This window comes from Paenibacillus tyrphae, assembly GCF_024158745.1.
GTDB classification, from domain to species: Bacteria; Bacillota; Bacilli; order Paenibacillales; family NBRC-103111; genus Paenibacillus_G; species Paenibacillus_G tyrfis_A.
Window position 1 is genome coordinate 224,957 of the sequence record NZ_JAMZAW010000007.1, and the last position, 19,604, is coordinate 244,560.

The following is a 19,604-nucleotide window of genomic DNA, read 5'->3' on the forward strand; positions in this document are numbered from 1 at the left end:
GTCTATTTGACTTCTCTATCTTTAAACCATTTTACACTAATTCCCGCTATTGCCATACTCAGGACAACGGCCGATACAAGAACGTTCCAATAAACGGCTGCCGGGAATGGATTATCCCCGCTCTGCGTCAAAGAAAGATAGCTCACATAAGTAAATTTTATCGGCCAGGACCAGGGAATAAATGTCCAGATTCCGGAGCCGAGACTCGTCGCCCCAACCAGAGAGGCAATCAGTATGCCTATTGTCCCAAACCCGACGGCAACCGCCCAATTGAATGCTTCCGCCAGCCATAAGGAGATGAACAATAAGGGGAGGGAAGCGATCCAGCCCGCAAGCAATGCCACCGCTACGGCCCACCACGGCTCGACGCCGGGGACGCCCAATAAGTTTCCGGCAACGGCAAGCAGAATGAACAGCCATAAAGTGCTGAGTCCGGTATAGATCGCAAGGACAATCATTTTGGCTCCATAGAGCTTGCCAGGCGAAACTTCTCTAACGCGCAAGGCAAGCCAGTCACCGGAAGCAGCTTCAAATTGGGCAGATAACCCGGTAAGAAGTCCCCAAGCCAGCGGAAACCAAATGCCGTACCAGAGCTGTGCGGCATGATCCATCATGCCCTGAACCAGCGTATCGGCGGTTTTCTCCCAATGATGCGGATAAGCATAGAGCGAAACGATCCCCGTAAACGCCAGAGGAGCCAAAAACGCAATCCACGGAATGGCCGTTCGCCGATATTTGATCCACTCCGAACAAACGCTCGCGAACATCGGTTAACGGACCTCCCGCCTGTTATACCATAGCATGCCGAAGCCGGTCACAATTCCTGCCGAAACGATCCCCAGGACAATGGGGATTAAGATAAGGGACGGATCTTGAAGCGGACTATCGGCCTCCAGCGGCAAACCGTTCGTATGAAATTTGAAAAGCGGAATTAAAGAGCGAATCGGCCAAGACCACGGATTCATGATCCAATATGGCTGCTCGGACATGACAATTCCCGAAACGGTGCCAATTAAGCCGATGATGACAGTCCATCCAAAGCCGAAACCGTGAGCAATCCACAGCATGATCGCGATTTGCGCCAATCCCGCGAGCCAGGCGCACAGAAAACCGGTAAGCAAGCTGTCCCAGGGAACAGACCCGGACGCCGCCCAAAAGTTCAAGCCAAATACCAATACGACAAATATTAAACTGGCGATGAGAACATGAACGGAAGTAACCGCAAATTTGGCGGCATACTGCATTCCCGGCTGCAGAGGATACGCATTCAGCACCTTTAATGCTCCGGAACGCCTTTCATAAAACACGGCAAGCGCAGTCAGTAGGACGACGCCAAACGGAAAGCCGATAATCGCCCACCAATTATGCACATTCATCAAGATATGCTCCCACGTATTTTCAAGGGGACTGATCATATTAAACACCATCTGGGCCAAAGCAAAAGCCAACGGGCCGCAGACGACGAGCCACGGCGTTAAGGTTCTGCGGTATTTAAGCCATTCCGAATCATAGTACGCCATCAGCCGACTCTCCCTTCTCCGCTTTCTTCGATATACCGCATAAACAACGATTCAAGATCATCTTTTTCGTTGCCCTGTTTCTTCAAATCTTGAAGCGTGCCTTGGTATTGAAGCTGTCCTCGATTGATGATCCCCACTTCCTGTACGATTTGCTCGACTTCGCTTAGGATATGGCTGGAGAGAATAACGGTGATTCCCTGTTCGGTAAACGAATGAATCAGGGAGCGCATTTCGCGGATACCCATCGGGTCCAATCCGTTGGTCGGCTCGTCGAGAATAAGCAGCTTCGGCTGATTAAGCAGAGCAATCGCAATGCCAAGCCGCTGCTTCATACCAAGCGAGTAGGCGGCCGTTTTTTTCCGGGGACTCACCTCGCTCAGTCCGACGATCCGAAGAACTTCGTCAATCCGCTGCTCCGGCAGCCTCAGCAAGCGCTGATGAACCTGAAGATTTTCCCTGCCGGTTAAATGATTGTAAAGTCCCGGCGTCTCAATCAATGTTCCGACGCGGGCCAATTGTTTTCGTTGCCAAGGCTCGCCGAATAGTTCGATTTTCCCTAAGGTCGGACGCAGAAGACCGACCAGCATTTTCAGAACCGTCGTCTTCCCGGCTCCATTCGGGCCAAGCAGTCCATATACGCATCCCTCCGATATTTCTAAACTGACATCCCGGACGGCATGCTGCCTGCCAAACCGCTTGGTCAGGCCTTCAGTTTTCACGATATACCGCATTACGATGTTTCCTCCTTATTTTCTTATTCGATGAATTTATGATAAGCGAGCCGTCTTACAGACCATTAAAGAAATGCTTACAAAAGTCTTACCTTTTCAAAACGGATGCAAAATTAAAAACCGGCCGGATTGTCCGGACGGTTCTTCGGCGCTAGGCGATTAAAAAAGGATAATCCCATGTCGGTTCCGTATGTAGCGACAACGATAACAGAGCCAGAGCGACGCCCGGCGTTCCGTCCAGCAAGCCGGCTTTTTCGATCCCTTGAGTGATTTCCAGATCCCGGAACCCCAAAGGCGAATCCGGTTCATAGTACCGGAGCACAATATCCAAAAGCCGATCAACGTAACCCTTAAATCGCTCCTCCCCGGTATCCTGGGCCATTCTTAATGTCATCTGCATTAATCCGCAATGACCGTGGCAAAACGTAGGGCCGTCCAACCTCCATTGCTCTTCCGGCCGGGCGAAGATGGAATCGAACCCGCGCACCCCCCAGCGGCAAAGCATCTCGTCGCCAAGGGCCCTGCCGGCCAGAAATAAAGAACGGGCAACGCCGGCGCTCCCGTAACACCATGCGTCTCTCGTCCGCTGCAGCTCCCCTTCTTGAGCCGTTTCCTGCTCGAAGGAAATCACGCTGGGCCAGAAATATCCGTGCTCTCCCATCGCCGCGTGATCAATCAGCCATTGCGCGATACGCCGCATCGCCGTTCTTTGCCCCTTAACCGCTACGCCTTTTTGAAGCGCGAGACTCATGAAAGCAAGCGGGCCCGGAATGCCGTGAGCTAATCCGCAATTAAACGATCCGTTAGGAAAGTTCATTTTGTCTTGGTCCGTAAACTGGTATTTTTGCGGAACATACCATCCGGGAACGGTGTAACCGTTTACCTCTATCGGATAAGTCAACTCGACCAGATACTCCAATATCGCCGATAGAGCGGAAGCGGCCTTGTCGTCATGTTTCCATTCAAGCAAATAGCGGCCCGTTCCCGTCAAGCCCATAATGACATCGTAAAATGTAGGCGAAACCCCCCGCTCCGTGTCTGAAGATTGTTTGAAGTCTTGGACCATATCCAATGCCCCGTCCGCGATCCGTTCATTCAGCTCCGCCATAAATCCCGTATACCGCGTACCCTTCCGCGATGCGGACATAACGGCGAACGCCGCACCCGCGAGTCCGCAAAACATGGATATATTCGGGCAGCCCTGTTGCCTCAAGCCTTCCTGCAGCGCCAATAAATGACTGTGGGCAACGAGATCCCAGTCCTCGTCTGGGGCTAGGCGGTCCCATTCCGTAAAAAGTAGGATAGTCCCGGGATAACCGGCCGCCAAGGCGACATCGTCCCACGGGTGGCCTCCCAGCATGGAAATGTTGCCGGGGGCGGTCACAATTTGTTTGACCCGGGCCGGGTCTTTCAACCGGTTTGCCAGTTCCAGGCTCAAGCTTGCGGCCAATTCGCTCTTCGCCGTTATACTTATCCAATCCTTCGCAGCTTCCATGTGCGATCCCGCCTTTATACGATATTGGTATAACCCCGCTGCCCCGCTGCCTGACGAATATAAGTATCCGCTTGAATACGATAAAGCTTGGCATATGTTCCGTTATTGTTCATAAGCTCGTGATGCGTACCTATCTCAACGACTTCCCCCTGATGGAGAACCATAATCTTGTCCGCGAATGCGACGGAGGATAATCGGTGAGAGATAAAGATACCGATGCGGCCCTTGACCAGCTCGCGGAACCTTTCGAACACTTCGCGCTCGGCCTGCGGATCCAGAAATGAACTGGGTTCATCGAGAATGTAAACATCGGCGTCTCTCATAAACGCTCTGGCGATGGCAACCCGCTGCCATTGTCCGCCTGACAATTGATAGCCTTCCTCAAACCAACGGCCGAGCTGGGTATCGAAGCGCTTGGGCAGCTTGTCGATGAAAGCGTCGATGCCCGCAGCCGAGGAAGCCTGCCATAATTTCCGCTCATTATCGATTTCTTCAATGTTTCCATATCCGACGTTATGGCGAAGCGGCATTTCATATTGCACGAAATCTTGGAAGACGGCCCCGATTCGCTCCTGATACGCAGAAAGGTCGTAGGCTTGCACAGGAAGGCCATTGACCAGAATTTGACCCTCCCCGGCCGTGTACAACTGCATCAACAGCTTGATCAGCGTAGATTTTCCCGATCCGTTGTGCCCGACAATCGCCATCGATTCTCCCCGCTCCAAGGTAAAGCCGATCTGCCGCAGCACAGCCTGATTTTGCTCCGGATAGCTGAAAGATACATCCTTGAATTCGATCCTTTCGATCCGAAGATGCGGCCTGTCGTTATTTTCATCCCGGGCAGGAGCATGATTGTCCCGCCTTTCCGTCCTCCCTGCACGAATATCCAGGAAAGCAAACAATTGTTCCATGTATAGATTGCTTTGGCACAAACCGAGCACTTGTTGGATCATACTTTGTGATTTGCTCTGGATCTGGGTAATGGCCTGAATAATGCCAACCACATTCCCAAGCTGAATTTGCCGCTGAAATGCGGACCAGAACGCCAAAAATAGGGTCAGCGAAAACATTCCTAAATCAATGAATTGAAAAGTGAACGTGAGTCCTGCCTGCTTGCCAGCCAGCCGTCTGTCTTCGCGCAAAAAGCCTTCCACGATTTCTCTGTATTTTGCAATCAAATGGCTTGCGAAATTATAAAGCTTTACCTCTTTAAAGGAGCTTTCCCGGGTCAGCAAATAGCTTAAATACCAGGCCGTCCGGGATCGATCCGCCCGCTTCCAGTTGACCGCAAATTGCTGTTGTCCGAATCGTAAAAAGAAGATAAACGAAACCAGCGGAATGAGGAAAAGCAGCAGCGCCACCCACCATTTCCACACCACTAAAATCGTCGAAACGGCGACCAAAGAAACCAGATTGCTGACGATACCGAAAATCTGCTTGGTAATCTGAAAGGGAAGATGCCCGGAATCGTTCTGGACTCGCTTCAATTGATCCTGAACCTTGGCGTTTTCAAAATCAGACATCGTAAGGCTGGCTGCTTTTTCCATAACCATGATGTTTATCGAGTTGGAGAGCTTTCCTTGGAATAGCGTCTCCACGTAACTTTGCAATGAGGAGGACAGCAGCGTACACAACATCACGCTGATAAAAAAAAGAAAAGAGCTCATCATCTCATCCCAGCTTGACGTAATACTGTTGATTAATTGCTGGGTTGCTCCGATCGATAGCGCCGGCAAAAAGCCTTGTATTAAATTTAGCGACGTAATGGCGAGAAGATAACCCGGGGAAGCCTTCCAAAGCAATTTAAACACGCGGGGCCAATAGCCAAAAGAGCGAATGACGTTAGGAACGCTGATCATATCCATATTTTCGGTCCGATTGTCTGACATTATGTCTCCCCCTTTGTCATCCCGCAAAGCGCCAAATCACTTATTTCACATGCTTCCAATATTGAAGAAGGCTATCCAGCGCATGGCCGGCAAAAGCCAGCGATTTTTTTTCCAGATCCTGATTAATCCCCAACAATCGGTTACAATGCATGTGCATCAGGCTGGAAATGATATTCGGCGTTTCGTTCCACAACCTTCGGTTCCGTTTCTCCTCCGCAACCCGTTCCCCGTAGGCGCGTAAAGCGGCGGATCGGTGTTCGAACGATTGCAGGATCGTCTCCCCGCCGGGCCGTTTTCTCAATTCCTGCCACTGATCGGAACCGAGAACGCTTATCATCTCCCGCCGCCAAGGCCGGTAATCGTCCCGATAATCGTTTTTATCGATCATTCTGTTCAGTACATCCAACTGCTCGGAATAGTTCAACCCGAACTCACTCATGATCTGGATTGCGCTTGCGGCTGCAACCACATAATTCGGCCACTCGTTTGACGTATAACGCAGCAAACGAATCAAAGCCGCGGCGGCCCTGCTGTCACCAAAAAATACCCGCTCCGCATCGGAGATACAGGCCAGTCCTCCATAACGCCCTACTTCTCTTTCATACGTATCAATCGACAGCTTCTGGATCAGTCCTTCTTTCATGCAAGCGTTGGCCCAATCGTGCAGCGAGGGCAATAATTTCCCGAGCAATACGTTTGGTTGTCCGTGAAACCGAAGCCGGATATGAGGAGCAGGGTCCTTATACCTCATGTAAAACCAGGAATCAACAGCTTCGTTCTGCAAGGCCGACTCGGCAAATTCAACAATAGCGCCCGTAATGAATTCGTCCTGACGGTCCTCTCCGCCGTACAGTTTTACGAATAACCAGTCGCTTCCCGGAAGCTTCACCATCTCTTCCTTGGAACACGTTTTGACGATCGGGGAGATCGGAACGGAACGGGAGGAGTCTTGCCGTTTCTCGAGCTGAACCACACATTCCATGTTATAACGGCCCCCGGTTCCGGATACCCACCGCTCTTCGAACGAGCCGGTCATTTCGTGAAAGACGACGTGCTGGTTCGCCAGAAGTTCTTTTCTCACTTCATCAATAAATTCTTTGTTCTCCAAATCCAGCAAAATGCGATGATCCGTATACACCATATAAACGTATCGCGGAACCATCCATTCGTTCTTCCAAGCGGCGAATCGTTCATGCCACTCGCCGTCGATCCCCATCTTGCCGGCAGATGAAACGTTATGCGGATACAAATTCCATTTGGCAGGAGACAGTATGGTCCGGCCGTAGCGCACGCGAGGTAAAAAAACAAACTGCTCCAGCCTCCCCCATTCGAACGGCTGCCAGGTTCGAACACCTTCAAAGGAGAGCTCGCGCATAAACCGGTAGACCGGCGGAGATTGTTGAAAATTAAGCATATGTCCGGCGGTTACAACCACTTCTTTGCCCATGGAGGCCGATTTGAGATACAACCTCTCCGATGTGGCGCTGACAAGAATGTCATCCAACCTCAAGGGAATTTTTCCTGCGGCGCTATTCGTTCCGATCGAAATTTCAAAATCGCGCAAATTCGGCGCAAGCATTACATTGGCCGTTCTCCCATATTGCGGAATATAGGAAGCCTCGACAAAAATCGCACCGGGCCGGGATTGTTGTTGACGGCTTCGAATTTGCTGTACCTTGTTCCGGGTTTCGTCGTCAAACATATCGAGAAACCTTCCGAAGGTCGAGCCGGCCTCAAGAGATCCCGGATTCGGCCCCAGCGCCAGCATGTAATCTCCCTTGTCGATCGCTTCCGGCGACGAAGCAATGACTTCCAGATATACCTCGATCGAATCGGGAGCCTCGTCCTCGCCTTGATCCCTATCCGTCAACCGTTCAATAAGCTCGTCCGTCAATTCAATTTCCATTTGACGCTGGAGCAGGGCGCCGGCGAGTTTCTCCATCGTCAGACGTTCCCATTCGATAGCCCGCTTTGTTTTTTCGGAACTTTCCTCTTTCCTGCTGAATGGCGAAACCAGATAGGAAGCCGGAACGCCGAGCCCCGTCTCCTCGTTCAACAATTCCATTATAGGCACGTCGCAGCAATCCCCGTACTTCTCCAAGAAACGGGTATGGTATTCCTTTAAATGGGCAAAACCGCGCTGGGACTGGGAAAGTCGCCACAAAATTTCACCGACTCGCGCCGCTTCTTCACCGATCGAGCGGTTAAGCTCAATCTTCTGCGAAGAGAGCGCCAAATCGACTTGAACGACCGACGCGGTCTCTCCGTGCTGTCGCATGAGCTTCGTGAAATCCCTGTATAGCACCGTTCCTTCCCCTAAAGGACAGGCGTCGTATTCTTGAATCAGGGTTCGCACATGGGACAACAGCCCCTTCTCTTCATCCGCACCTTGTATAAGTTCAAGTCTCCCAATCGCATAGTCCAGAGGAGAACCTCCCGTCAACGGAGGCCGAAGTTCGCTGATTAAAAATTCCTTGGTAAACAAAGTCCATAAAAAATCGGCAATCACCTGCTCGTCCGTGCCTTCATTTCCATATCGAAACGCCAATTTGCGGATCAACTCTTCGAATTTCACGGGTTGATCCGCAAGTTCCAGCGCGTACACCGCCGGGGGAGTCGCCCGGACGGATATCTTGTTATCCTGTCCGCTTTCGGCCTGTTTAGCCTGTCCCGCCATTGTCGGGTACAGCAATTCCAGTCTTCCGCCGGTATATTGAACGGCATCATTTCTTGTCACCCGAAGCTGTCTGACGATCTCCGGGCGCTGCTCCAATCGATGCACCACCTGCAGCAGCCATTCCATATCCGGTCTTGTACGCTTCCGATAATATTCGGTGGGATTCAAACGGACATCGGTCGTATCGGCAAAACCACCGACGGCTACGCCCGCAAATAGACCGAATGGGGTCGGACGCGTCGACATACGCGAAATATATTTCAAGGCGCTTGAGGCCGCCTGTTTTGTCTTCCTTTCATCCGTCCGCCGCTCCAAATGCGGAAGCGCTTCATATAAGCTTGGGCTGGCTACAGCGATCGCTTCTTGTACATAATCGGTGTCAAGCAACCGCTGCAACGAATCTATGTAAAAATCCCCTTCGCGAATCGTCCGAAACGACTCCAGCGGCAATAATGGCATGCGTATCATGAAAAAGGGAAGGGTCGTGAATAATGAACCGAACCGGGTAGGGGATGGATCCGCGAGCAGTTTAGCCATATACATCCGTCCTTATCGTAGGAATATACCGAACCAAGTCACTTGCTCATTAGGAAAGAAGAGAAGCAGAAAACTACTTCTCTTCTTTTGCATAACCGGCTTAATTACTTGCAAGGCGATTTGTAGGTGCAGTTAAACGCGCAGCTTGTACACAGCGTAGCTGTCGGATTGCAGCCCGGCGTGCAAAGAGCGACGCTTGTGATTTGAGGTTCGACGGATGATTGCCCTTTCAATACTTGTACATCCAATTCAAAAATATTTTGATTTTTGTCTGTCATTTGCGGTACCTCCTTTCTCTACTTTGATTGTGAAGGTTAACCATCTCCGTTGCGATTACAATCTTATCATTTCCATTATTGGGATATAACGTAAAATATAGCAAAACAAATTTGCGTATTTCTGCAATTTGGCGGATTGCGTTGGCAAGCTCCTTATTTCAGGATCAGCTCAACGATCTCATTTTTGACATAGCCTTTTAAAACGCCCTTCAAAGCCGCTCCGACTCTGCTCTGCGCGTCCAGCTTGATCAAGATATTGCTTACGTAATAAGAAACCGTTCGCTCGCTAATTTGAAGTTGGTTGGAGATTTCTTTGTTCGTAAGCCCCAAGGCTATAAATTCAAGAACCTTTTCTTCTTGGGGGGACAGGCAGTTGTTCTCGACTTTTTTGCAATTGGAAATTTTAAACTTTCTGCTGACCATCAAGATCGATTCATAGATTTCATGCATCGTTGTATCCCGGGTTAAAAAAGCGTCCGCCCCCGCTAAAAGAATCTTATCTTCTAAAAAAAAGCTCTCATAAGCGGAGTAAATCATGATCTTTAGGTTCACAAAAGCTTTGCACATCCTTTCAATAACCGACAACACCTTTTCTTGCTCCAGATTCAACTCAAAAATTAAAACGTCCGGTCGAAGGGATTGAATTAATTCAAAAGTTTTGTTCTCCGATTCATACTTTTCGCTAAAGATGCAAAGGTCGCGCTGATTGTTAAGATACGTCGTCAACCCCAATAAAACGATTTCTCTGAACCCTACGATTAAAACGGTTACATTTTTCATGGTTTGCCTGCTCCTTTAAGTAATTGGTATGCCGGGACCAGCCTCCGGTGCAAATTCCTCTTAAAACACGGCCAAACAAAAAGGTAACCTAGGTTCGACGGCACCCAACCATTCGAGAACGCTTCGCGGTAAAAGCAAGCGCGTATCCGGTGTGCTCCAGCCTCATTGCATCAACCTTCGTTGACGAATCTTACAGCCGGCCCGGCGGTTCATCCCCCCCATCCGCTCTCACCATTTCTCCTCTGGTCTATCAGCCTACTTATTCGTGTGCGAGTTAATATATGGTATTATTATACAATATTTATAATAAATTACACAGCTTAATATATTTAAAATAATTCAAATACATCACTTTTTCCCCAACGATTTCATCCGATTTTGGCACGGTTTTTGCTTATTAAATTAGCGAAAACGATTGATGGAGGTGCTCGCGATGAGCGTACCGATGATGGATCCGCAAAGCAAAACAAACGTTCCCCCTCTCAGCAGCAAAAGGCACTGGAAAGACGTCGAACTGTGGAAAGACGTGACGGAGGAACAGTGGAACGATTGGCTGTGGCAGTTGACGCACACGATCCGCACCTTAGACGAGTTGAAGCAGGTCGTGAACTTAACGCCCGAGGAAGAGGAAGGCGTACGCATTTCGACGCAAACGATTCCATTGAATATAACGCCGTATTACGCTTCCCTTATGCACCCGGACGATCCCCGCTGCCCGATCCGCATGCAGTCGGTTCCGATCTCCGCGGAGCTGCTGAAGACGAAATACGATCTGGAGGACCCGCTCCACGAGGACGAAGATTCCCCGACGCCGGGCTTAACTCACCGTTACCCGGACCGGGTGCTGTTTTTGGTGACGAACCAATGCTCGATGTACTGCCGTTACTGTACGCGCCGCCGCTTCTCGGGCCAAGTGGGCATGGGAGTGCCGAAGAAGCAGCTGGACGATGCCATCGACTACATCCGCCGCACGCCGGAAGTCCGCGACGTGCTCCTGTCCGGGGGCGACGGCTTGCTCATCAACGACAACATTGTAGAATATATATTGAAAAATTTGCGGGCGATCCCCCACGTCGAGATTATCCGGATCGGCACGCGGGCTCCGGTCGTCTTCCCGCAGCGCATCACGGAAAACCTGTGCAACATTCTGAAAAAGTATCATCCGGTATGGCTGAACACGCATTTCAATCATCCTCTGGAAATTACGGCCGAGGCAAAGCAGGCTTGCGAAATGCTGGCCAACGCGGGCGTTCCGCTGGGGAATCAGGCGGTCATTCTGGCGGGCATTAACGACAGCACACATATTATGAAAAAGCTCATGCACGAGCTGGTCAAAATCCGCGTCCGCCCCTACTATATTTACCAATGCGATTTATCCGAAGGCATCGGTCATTTCCGCGCGCCCGTGTCCAAAGGACTGGAGATTATCGAGGCGCTGCGCGGCCATACTTCCGGTTATGCCGTCCCGACCTTCGTCGTCGACGCCCCCGGAGGCGGCGGAAAAATCTCGCTGCAGCCGAACTATCTGATCTCGCAAAGCCAGGACAAAGTCATCCTGCGCAACTATGAAGGCGTTATCGTCGGATACCCTGAGCCGAAAAATTATGTCCCGGGCCGCGCCGACGAATACTTCAACGAAATTTACGGCATCCAGCAAGCACCGGCAAGCACCGGCATTATCGCCCTCATGAAGGACGAAAAATTCAACCTGGTGCCGGAAAACTTGCACCGTATCGGCCGCAGAAAATCGTACGAGGAAGCTTCCGAGCATACCTCGCTGAAAGACCGCCGGCAAAAGCGGGATGAAATGAAGGAGAAGCTGATCAAAGCGGTGAAGCAGAAGGAGGATGCTTCGAGCGCGGAAGCGTGAGGCGTTGGCGATAGGGGGAGTTTTGGAGACTCCCCCTTGAGGTGCTTGGTAGGTTGGGGCTGTGCAAGGATTTTGGCGCGCGGAAGGGCTGTGTGGTGAGGATGTTGCACCGGTCGTTATTTTTCATCAAGGCCTCCGGAGTTCTTCCACGCACCACCCTCCCGGAACGCGTTTTGTTGTAGTACGGCGGGTGATCGCCCTCTGGCGCAAAACGTCCGGGCAAGCGAATCAGCCCTCGCGGATCCCCATAGGGACCGTCGAGGGCTTTATTCGGGCTGCGCGGGCAGCGAATGCCCCCCGGGTCAACCCTTGCTCGAAAATTTGTTAATTCGCGGCGCGTTCATCAGCTCTTCGTAACGAAACTTGCTTCCCAGCGCAGAGAAATCGTTCAAATAAAGCGCCTCTTCGATCCGCTGCGACATGCTTTCGGTCACGTATTGTCCGCAATTAGGACAATCCAGCGCCGGAGCTTCCAGAATCTGCACCGCCGTTTTCCCATCCGGCGCCACCCAATAGCAATCTTTTACGCTCTCGCGGATCGGTTCCGCATCGCACCACATACATTTCATCGTTCGTTCTCTCCCCTCTCCAGGTTGTCATTATTTTTACCATATGGTATATAAGCAAAGTTGATGCCAACTTAGGATGAGAACGAAGTAACCTTATAGGCCGGGTGGAAATCATACAACGCCGCAAAATCTTTTGCACTTTGCCATCGTTTTGCAGCAAAACTTTTTGTCCGCCGGGAGAATGAACGCGATCCTCTCTCGCACTGGCTCTGTTTTTGCTTTAAACTTAGGAGGGAACCGAATGTATGGGACGGATTTGCGAAGATAGTTTTCCTTTGGAAAACTAAGCACATGCTTACGAAGTAGCTTTCCTACGGAAAGCTTGGAGGAGGAAAAACATGCTGGAAGAACAAGCTTACTACACCAATCAAATCGAGCTGGGGTGCGATTACGAGATGCATGTCTGCCTCGATTTCTTTAACAAAAGGATACGGGTGGACGATTACCGGGGAAATATCGATGCCATTTACCGGCGTATGTGCGAGCTTGCCAGCCAGCACGCGTTAACCAAAGCCTTCGTTAAGTCGCGCGAAGAAGATTGGTCTGCCTTTTTATCCAAAGGCTGTATGCTCGAAGGGATTTACAAAGGCTATTTCCTTGGCAGCGATGCCTACTGCATGGCCGTCTACTTCGATCTGGAGCGCCGGACCAGCGATTATTGGATCGAGGAGGATCAGATTTTGGGGCAAGTACTTCAACTCCCATTGAAGCCGGAACGCCCGCAGATCCCCGCAGACTGTACGCTGCGCATTGCCCAGCCGGAAGATGCCGAAGCGCTTGCCGCTTTGTACGGCCAAGTGTTTCAAACGTACCCTACCCCCATGAGCCAGACTTGGTACGTCGAGAAGGTCATCCGGGAGGGCACCGTCTTTTATATCGTGGAACAAGCGGGCCTGCTGATCAGCGCCGCCTCGGCGGAAATCAACGAAGCTTACCGCAACGCGGAAATTACGGATTGCGCCACACTTCCGGCTTACCGCAAGCTTGGGCTGATGAGAGTGCTCATTTATGCCCTGGAAGAAGAACTGCGCAGCAGGAACATCTATTGCGCCTATTCGCTGGCGAGAGCCCTTTCGTTCGGCATGAATGCCGCCCTTGGGCAAATGGGGTACCGTTACTACGGCCGACTGACGAAAAGCGTCGAGATTTACGACAAATTCGAGGATATGAATCTGTGGGTGAAAGATCTCGACGAGGAAGGACTTAGCGGAAGCTAGGCCTTCCCTTTCATGTTTCGTGGAATTCGGTGTACTCGGCCCTGTAATCAATCCCGAGGGATTGTGGGAAGCCTGTTGATACGCTATATTTTCGGACAATCATTCCTGCAATCTCTCGCGCCTGCCCCTGAATAGATCGCGTTCTACTCCAAGTATCATCATGCTCTGTAAATATCTTTAATGTATCCCTCGATCACTTCAATTTCTTATACCCCTCCCAAGCCTGCATAGGGTCATCGTATTCTTCCACAACCGTCATTTCTTCAATTGTACGCATGCGATTGCTCGACATGGCCTTAAGGGTTTCCACCAAAATAATCTTCTAGGGTAACGGCTACAAACTTCCGACCAATTCATACCTTGCACCCCTCACCTAAGCTCCATCCCCAATACCGATTGCGCCAAGTCCACATGCTCGTTATCCAGCTTCAGTAAACCCGGCCATGTCTACGCTTCTTAAGAGCGTTTTTTCGCTTTCAAGATATATTCTACAGATATTTACATTTTGCTGTATGCGTGTAAAATTAGTTAGAGCAAAAGTCCTTTATGTCGTTTAGATACTTATCTTCTCCCAGCTTTGGAGGCTAACCATGAGTCAAACTACTATAATTATAATCATTATCGATTGCTTATTTGTAGCTATTGAAGCCATTCTATTAGAGATGTTCAAGTCACGCCTAGAAGGTCCGATTGCGCAGTACACGAAGCGTTGGAATCAAGCTCGGGGAAGAAATAAAAAGAAAATTAAGAACTACAGGTTTCATCAAACTTACAACGCCTATAACCAGATTGAAAGCCAAGAATTAAAAGAAATCCGTATCTTACTTAAATCGTATGATACTGAAACAACGTATTTTCAAATTGCTGTCGATCTTTTCGTAAAATTTATATTACCTGTGGGCACTTTTATTTTAGGGGTTTTCGTTTCTACTACAAATAATTTTCTTTCGATTCAAAGCAAAAATGGATCTGCCTCATTATCTGATGAAAACAGCATTAATGAGTTATTTTCATCAATTTTCGGATCTTTTGCTCCAATCGCTGTGATTGTCATTTCTTTGTTTTTATTATCTATCGTACAGAATTGGTGCAAGCATTATCGGAAAAAGCGGATTACACAACACTTATTAATTATTGATCAGATCTTGGAGGATAGGGAAGATTAATGTGTCTTCCGGATAACAGGCATTAAGAGGTGATCGGAAATGAAATGCAAACTTGGAACCAGTACTTTAATTATAGGATGCGTATTATTGAATGGTTGTGGAGTTATTAATACGAAATTGGAACCTAACAAAGGTGCTGCCGTTGCAAATACAAATGACAGAGAGACTCAATCAAAATCAAATCAAACCGATCGAAAAGGGGCCAGGCCCGCTCACAAAAGAGAATACTTCCGTTGGAGGCATCCATATTAGGGATACTCAAGAAAAAGTAAAATCCTTGTTCGGCGAGCTGACAAAAGTCACCAATAGCGGCGGGGGAACCCCGGAAGTCGAATGGTATTATGAAAAGCAAAATGCTCGAATTCTTTTTTATCGTAATAGCGAAAAGGACCCAGTTGATGGTGTGGAAAATATTTTGTTGACGAGCCCTTCTTCCTTGAAAACGGATAAGAACATTGGCATTGGTGATTCATCCGAACAACTCATGAAGAGCTATCAAAAGATAGAAGTTGATGCATTAAGAACATCCAGTTATCAAATCATTTTATCAATAACAAAAGAAGACGCTACTCGTAGGCGTCTTCAACCTAATCAGTAGCGTCCTCTGGATTCACTATTTCCTATCAGATACAAATCAATAACAAACTTTATTAGTGTGCTTCCCACCTACCGACTCCGGTTAAACACCACCAGCTTCAGCTCCGTCAATTCCTCCACCGCGTACTTGACGCCTTCGCGTCCGACGCCGCTTTCTTTCACGCCGCCGTAGGGCATGTGATCGAGCCGGAAGGTTGGTATATCGTTGATCATGACACCGCCGACATGCAGCTTATCGATCGCGTTCATGGCCGTATGCAGGTTGTCGGTATAAATCCCGGCTTGGAGTCCGTAGACGGAATGGTTGACCCAGTCTACCGCTTCCTCCACCGAGCTAACCTTATTGATCAGCACAATCGGAGCGAACACTTCCTTGCAGGACACTTGCGCGTCAGGAGGGACGTTCAGCAGCACCGTAGGCGTGAGAATCCCGCCTTCCACAGTTCCCCCCATTGCAACGGTTGCCCCCTGCTGCTCGGCTTCTTGAATCCATGCCGCGGCCCGCTCCGTCTCACGTTCGGAGATCATCGCGGACACATCCGTATCGGCATCTAGCGGGTCTCCAAGCTTAAGCTGCTTGGCCGCTGCGACGAATTTCTCGACAAACTCGTCATACCTGTCCTCCAGCACGTACACCCGCTGCAAAGAGATGCAGACTTGCCCTTGGAACGAGAAAGCACCCGTGACACAGCGCGCAATAATGGAATCGATCCGAGCGTCGCTGTCCACGATAACCGCGGAGTTGGAGCCCAGCTCCAGCGTGACCCGCTTCAATCCGGCTTTCGCGCGGATGCTCTTGCCGACGGACGGGCTTCCGGTGAACGTGATGACATCGACGCGGGGGTCCTCGACGATTTTATCGCCGATGACTCTGCCGGCGCCGGTGACGACGTTCAGAGCGCCGGCCGGAAGCCCGGCTTCCATGAACAGCTCCGCGATGAAGAACGCGGACAACGGCGTCTGGCCCGCAGGCTTCAGGACGACGGTATTGCCCGCGGCAATGGCCGGGCCCAGCTTGTGGGCGACCAGATTCATCGGGAAATTGAACGGGGTGACCGCCCCGACCACGCCCAGCGGCTCTCTTACGGTATAAGCGAAGCGTCCTTCCCCTCCGGGAACGGCGTCCATTGCCAACGTTTCACCGTGGATTCGCTTCGCTTCCTCGCCGGCCAGCTTATACGTCTGGATCGTTCGGTCCACCTCGATCAGCGCGGCTTTGATCGGCTTGGCAGCCTCCAGCGCGATGAGGCGGGCCGCTTCTTCGCGGCGCTGTTCCAGCAGGCGGGACACGGTTTCCAAAATGCAGGCCCGTTGGTGGGCCGGCATGCTTCGCATGACCGGCTTGCAGCGGACCGCCGCTTCGATCGCCAGCTCGGTCTCCGCAAGGTCGGCCGAAGCGATGTCGGCCAGCTTCTCTTTGGAGTACGGCGAGTACAGCGGGGTGTAGTTTTTCGTCTCAACCCAGGTTCCGTCGATGAATGCATGCTTTTTCATGAAGTGAATCCGCCTCCTTATGCGATACGATCAGTCCGCCTTGCCCGCTCCGGCCGATACAGCACTCAGCTCCGCCATGGCCTCGCTGATAATGTCGAGCCCTTCTTGCAGCTGCTCCTCCGTGATGACCAGCGGGGTCAAGAAACGGACAATATTGCTGTGAACTCCTGCGCCGAGCAGGACCACTCCTTTTCGATAACAAGCTTGCAGCAAAGCTGCGACGAACTCTTTCGCCGGCTTGCCGGTGTCCGGATCGACGAACTCTACGGCGCACATCGCGCCTAAGCCGCGAATGTCTCCGATGATTTTAAATTCATGCTGCAGCTTGTGGAAATGACTGCGGATCGTTTCGCCGATGACACGTGATTTTCCCGGAAGGTCTTCACGCTGCATCATCTCAATTACCGCCAAAGCCGCCGCGCAGCCGAGCGGGCTGCCGCCATAGGTTCCGCCGATTTCGCCCGGGTTCGGGGCGTCCATGATCTCCGCTTTGCCGACGACGGCGCTGATCGGAAGACCTGCGGCGATCGATTTGGAAAGCGTGATGAGATCCGGCTCGATCTCGAACAGCGTCGAAGCGAACATTTCTCCGGTCCGCCCGAAGCCGGTCTGAATTTCATCGGCAACAAACAAGATACCATGCTTCTTGCAAATCTGAAAGACACCCTGCACGAACGATTTCGGCGGAACGATGAAGCCTCCCTCGCCTTGCACCGGCTCCATAATGACCGCCGCCAGCTCTTCCGGGGCGACCTCCGTCAGCAGGAAGTCCTCGAACTGCTTTAGACAAAAATCTCCGTACTCTTCTTCGGTCATCGACGCGGGACGTTGGTACGGATATGGAAATGGTGCTTTATAAATCGCCGGGGCATACGGCCCCATTTGGTATTTGTACGGCTTTACTTTGCTTGTCAAGGACATGCCGAGCAGGGTCCGGCCGTGGAAGCCGCGGGTGAAGGAAACGATGCCCGTTTTGCCCGTATATTTCCGGGCAATCTTCACCGCATTCTCGACCGCCTCAGCGCCGCTATTCAAGAGCACGGCTTTTTTCGCAAAATCTCCCGGGGTGATTTCGGCGAGCTTTTCCGCCAACGCCACGTAAGGCTCATACATTCCGACATGAAAGCACGTGTGAATGTATTTTTCCGCCTGCGCCTTGATGGCGTCTACGACTTCGGCCGGGCTGTGGCCCGCGTTGATGGTGCCGATCGCGCCGACGAAATCCAGGAACACGTTGCCGTCCACATCGTACAGCAGCGCCCCTTGCGCTCTCTCGACAAACAAAGGATGGTTGTTGCCTACTCCCTTGGATACCGTTTGCTGTCTGCGTTCCAGAAGCGCTTTTGTCTTCGCTCCCGGCAATTCGGCTGCAACCGATACGAATTTTCGTTGGGCTGTCATTGGTTTGTTCCCCTTTCGGCTTGAAAAATTAACCGTTCGTTTCGTCTAGTCCACACCATTGAATGAGCGTCAAAGCAATGATTTCCGCCGCTTCCGTCACTTTGTCCAGCTCGATATATTCGTTGGGATAATGAGCGACCTCCGTAACCCCGGGCCCGAACACGATAGCGGGCGTCTTCCCCGCTTGGGTCAGCAGACCACCGTCGGTTCCCCACGGGGATGCTTCGATGACCGGCTCCGTCCCGGCGACCTTGCGGTACTGCTCCGCCAAGGTGTGCATGAGCTCATGCTCCATGTCCATCGAACCGGGAATCCAGCGGGCGCCGAACCATTCCAACACGGGAGCGTGCTCCTTAAACCACGGGTCCTGCTCGGCAAGCCGCTCCAGCCACTGCTCCATCTCCAGCTTCGCTTCTTCGATGGTTTCCTCGGGCGAGACGCCCATCCGGCCTTCCAAGCGGACGAGATCGGGAACCGAGGACGGCCAGTTGCCGCCTTGGATCACCCCGATGTTGATCGGGATCGGAATCGGCGTATTTTGATACAGCGGATCGGTGATCCGGGCGTTGCGCCGCTCCTCCAGCGCTTGAATGTGGCGGATGACGAGCATGCTTTTCTCGATGGCGCTGACTCCCTCATACCGGGTGCCGCCGTGCGCCGCTCGGCCCTTCACTTGAATCCGGAACCACATCGAGCCCTGCTGCTTCGGGAAAATACGCATATTCGTCGGCTCCGGGATGATCGCCGCGTCGGCCTGGTAGCCCCTCATCACGGTCGCGAGCGTACCGGCCCCGCCGCTTTCCTCCTCCACGACGCTCTGAAAGATGACGTCGCCTTTCAGCCGGAGGCCCAGCCCTTGAATCGCTTGGATCGCCAGCAGCAGGGAGACGTTGCCGCCTTTCATATCCGTGACGCCGCGGCCGTACATTTTGCCGTCCCGGATCGCACCGCTGTACGGATCGTCCGTCCACTGCTCGCGCTCTCCCTCCGGGACGACGTCGATATGGCCGTTCAGGATGATCGACTTCCCGCCGCCGGACCCGCGCAGAATGCCGACCACATTCGGGCAGTTATCGAAATCCGGCCGCGAGGAGCAAAAGTACGGATGCTTCTTCAAAGCTTCCCCGTCCAGCTCCCATACGTCGACCTCTAAGCCCATCTGCCGCAGCTTCTCGGCGACCAAAGCCTGCGCCGCCGCCTCATGGCCCTGCGTGCTTGGCACCTGCACCAGCCGCTGCAGGAAGGCGATGCCTTCCTCGCTGTGCGTGCGCATCCACTGCTTAATCCGTGCTTGGAGCTCTGACATGTTTCTCCTCCTTGTGCGGAAGTAAGGTGAACAGGAGGGTGCTGCGCTTGCGGATCATTAGAATCCGGAGACAAAGG

Annotated in this window: 16 protein-coding genes; 4 read left to right on the plus strand and 12 right to left on the minus strand. The window is 51.7% G+C overall.

The features are described from left to right. Positions 1-2: 2 nt before the first annotated feature. The 8 genes from NI000_RS12705 to NI000_RS12740 all read right to left on the minus strand — a co-directional run bounded on the left by NI000_RS12705 (position 3) and on the right by NI000_RS12740 (position 9,907). A complete protein-coding gene (locus tag NI000_RS12705) occupies positions 3-767 on the minus strand; it encodes an ABC transporter permease (protein ID WP_253411023.1) in 765 nt (254 codons plus the stop codon). 3 nt (positions 768-770) lie between these two features. Beyond that, entirely contained in the window at positions 771-1,520 is a 750-nt protein-coding gene (locus NI000_RS12710; RefSeq protein ID WP_253411025.1) for a lantibiotic immunity ABC transporter MutE/EpiE family permease subunit, read from the minus strand. Next, the gene (locus NI000_RS12715) at positions 1,520-2,251 is read right to left on the minus strand and encodes a lantibiotic protection ABC transporter ATP-binding subunit (protein ID WP_253411027.1); all 732 of its coding nucleotides are present in this window, start codon (positions 2,249-2,251) and stop codon (positions 1,520-1,522) included. Before NI000_RS12715 ends, NI000_RS12710 begins: the two co-directional genes overlap by 1 nt. Before the next feature lie 151 nt (positions 2,252-2,402). Further along, positions 2,403-3,746: a lanthionine synthetase C family protein gene (locus NI000_RS12720; RefSeq protein WP_253411029.1), complete on the minus strand. Its 1,344-nt coding sequence runs from the start codon at positions 3,744-3,746 to the stop codon at positions 2,403-2,405. Positions 3,747-3,760: 14 nt separating this feature from the next. Further along, entirely contained in the window at positions 3,761-5,635 is a 1,875-nt protein-coding gene (locus NI000_RS12725; protein WP_253411030.1) for an ABC transporter ATP-binding protein, read from the minus strand. Positions 5,636-5,675: 40 nt separating this feature from the next. Continuing rightward, on the minus strand, positions 5,676-8,849 hold the full coding sequence (locus NI000_RS12730; protein ID WP_253411032.1) for a lantibiotic dehydratase: 3,174 nt from the start codon (positions 8,847-8,849) through the stop codon (positions 5,676-5,678). Between the two features lie 104 nt (positions 8,850-8,953). Then, entirely contained in the window at positions 8,954-9,127 is a 174-nt protein-coding gene (locus tag NI000_RS12735; RefSeq protein ID WP_253411034.1) for a gallidermin/nisin family lantibiotic, read from the minus strand. A gap of 153 nt (positions 9,128-9,280) precedes the next feature. Further along, the gene (locus NI000_RS12740) at positions 9,281-9,907 is read right to left on the minus strand and encodes a response regulator transcription factor (protein WP_253411036.1); all 627 of its coding nucleotides are present in this window, start codon (positions 9,905-9,907) and stop codon (positions 9,281-9,283) included. A 448-nt stretch (positions 9,908-10,355) separates the two neighbouring features. Here NI000_RS12740 and kamA point away from each other — a divergent pair, with 448 nt between their 5' ends. Continuing rightward, the gene (gene kamA / locus NI000_RS12745; protein ID WP_253411158.1) at positions 10,356-11,777 is read left to right on the plus strand and encodes a lysine 2,3-aminomutase; all 1,422 of its coding nucleotides are present in this window, start codon (positions 10,356-10,358) and stop codon (positions 11,775-11,777) included. 302 nt (positions 11,778-12,079) lie between these two features. On the opposite strand, the gene NI000_RS12750 is transcribed toward kamA, so the two are convergent. After that, the gene (locus tag NI000_RS12750) at positions 12,080-12,346 is read right to left on the minus strand and encodes a YokU family protein (protein ID WP_010496576.1); all 267 of its coding nucleotides are present in this window, start codon (positions 12,344-12,346) and stop codon (positions 12,080-12,082) included. A gap of 338 nt (positions 12,347-12,684) precedes the next feature. On the opposite strand from NI000_RS12750, the gene ablB reads away from it, so the two are divergent. From ablB to NI000_RS12765, 3 genes are all read left to right on the plus strand, one after another. Continuing rightward, positions 12,685-13,563 (plus strand): putative beta-lysine N-acetyltransferase, encoded by an 879-nt coding sequence (gene ablB / locus NI000_RS12755; RefSeq protein WP_253411037.1) that lies wholly within the window; start codon positions 12,685-12,687, stop codon positions 13,561-13,563. Positions 13,564-14,153: 590 nt separating this feature from the next. Beyond that, positions 14,154-14,729 (plus strand): hypothetical protein, encoded by a 576-nt coding sequence (locus NI000_RS12760; RefSeq protein WP_253411039.1) that lies wholly within the window; start codon positions 14,154-14,156, stop codon positions 14,727-14,729. 91 nt (positions 14,730-14,820) lie between these two features. Continuing rightward, entirely contained in the window at positions 14,821-15,327 is a 507-nt protein-coding gene (locus NI000_RS12765; RefSeq protein ID WP_253411041.1) for a hypothetical protein, read from the plus strand. A 68-nt stretch (positions 15,328-15,395) separates the two neighbouring features. Here the strand turns inward: NI000_RS12765 and NI000_RS12770 are convergent, their stop codons facing one another. Genes NI000_RS12770 through NI000_RS12780 form a run of 3 tightly spaced genes read right to left on the minus strand, consistent with a single transcriptional unit; the run spans position 15,396 to position 19,527 of the window. Then, the gene (locus NI000_RS12770; protein ID WP_253411043.1) at positions 15,396-16,820 is read right to left on the minus strand and encodes an aldehyde dehydrogenase family protein; all 1,425 of its coding nucleotides are present in this window, start codon (positions 16,818-16,820) and stop codon (positions 15,396-15,398) included. Positions 16,821-16,850: 30 nt separating this feature from the next. After that, complete coding sequence (gene gabT / locus NI000_RS12775; protein ID WP_253411045.1) at positions 16,851-18,221, minus strand: 4-aminobutyrate--2-oxoglutarate transaminase; 1,371 nt, start codon at positions 18,219-18,221, stop codon at positions 16,851-16,853. Between the two features lie 28 nt (positions 18,222-18,249). Beyond that, positions 18,250-19,527, minus strand: coding sequence for a peptidase (locus NI000_RS12780; RefSeq protein WP_253411047.1), 1,278 nt, complete (start codon positions 19,525-19,527; stop codon positions 18,250-18,252). Positions 19,528-19,604: the final 77 nt, after the last annotated feature.

Bases quoted from the DNA above. Each gene is read 5' to 3' on its own strand.
- NI000_RS12705 (WP_253411023.1), bottom strand. From the start codon at position 767: ATGTTCGCGAGCGTTTGTTCGGAGTGGATCAAATATCGGCGAACGGCC.
- NI000_RS12710 (WP_253411025.1), bottom strand. From the start codon at position 1,520: ATGGCGTACTATGATTCGGAATGGCTTAAATACCGCAGAACCTTAACG.
- NI000_RS12715 (WP_253411027.1), bottom strand. From the start codon at position 2,251: ATGCGGTATATCGTGAAAACTGAAGGCCTGACCAAGCGGTTTGGCAGG.
- NI000_RS12720 (WP_253411029.1), bottom strand. From the start codon at position 3,746: ATGGAAGCTGCGAAGGATTGGATAAGTATAACGGCGAAGAGCGAATTG.
- NI000_RS12725 (WP_253411030.1), bottom strand. From the start codon at position 5,635: ATGTCAGACAATCGGACCGAAAATATGGATATGATCAGCGTTCCTAAC.
- NI000_RS12730 (WP_253411032.1), bottom strand. From the start codon at position 8,849: ATGGCTAAACTGCTCGCGGATCCATCCCCTACCCGGTTCGGTTCATTA.
- NI000_RS12735 (WP_253411034.1), bottom strand. From the start codon at position 9,127: ATGACAGACAAAAATCAAAATATTTTTGAATTGGATGTACAAGTATTG.
- NI000_RS12740 (WP_253411036.1), bottom strand. From the start codon at position 9,907: ATGAAAAATGTAACCGTTTTAATCGTAGGGTTCAGAGAAATCGTTTTA.
- kamA (WP_253411158.1), top strand. From the start codon at position 10,356: ATGGATCCGCAAAGCAAAACAAACGTTCCCCCTCTCAGCAGCAAAAGG.
- NI000_RS12750 (WP_010496576.1), bottom strand. From the start codon at position 12,346: ATGAAATGTATGTGGTGCGATGCGGAACCGATCCGCGAGAGCGTAAAA.
- ablB (WP_253411037.1), top strand. From the start codon at position 12,685: ATGCTGGAAGAACAAGCTTACTACACCAATCAAATCGAGCTGGGGTGC.
- NI000_RS12760 (WP_253411039.1), top strand. From the start codon at position 14,154: ATGAGTCAAACTACTATAATTATAATCATTATCGATTGCTTATTTGTA.
- NI000_RS12765 (WP_253411041.1), top strand. From the start codon at position 14,821: ATGGTTGTGGAGTTATTAATACGAAATTGGAACCTAACAAAGGTGCTG.
- NI000_RS12770 (WP_253411043.1), bottom strand. From the start codon at position 16,820: ATGAAAAAGCATGCATTCATCGACGGAACCTGGGTTGAGACGAAAAAC.
- gabT (WP_253411045.1), bottom strand. From the start codon at position 18,221: ATGACAGCCCAACGAAAATTCGTATCGGTTGCAGCCGAATTGCCGGGA.
- NI000_RS12780 (WP_253411047.1), bottom strand. From the start codon at position 19,527: ATGTCAGAGCTCCAAGCACGGATTAAGCAGTGGATGCGCACGCACAGC.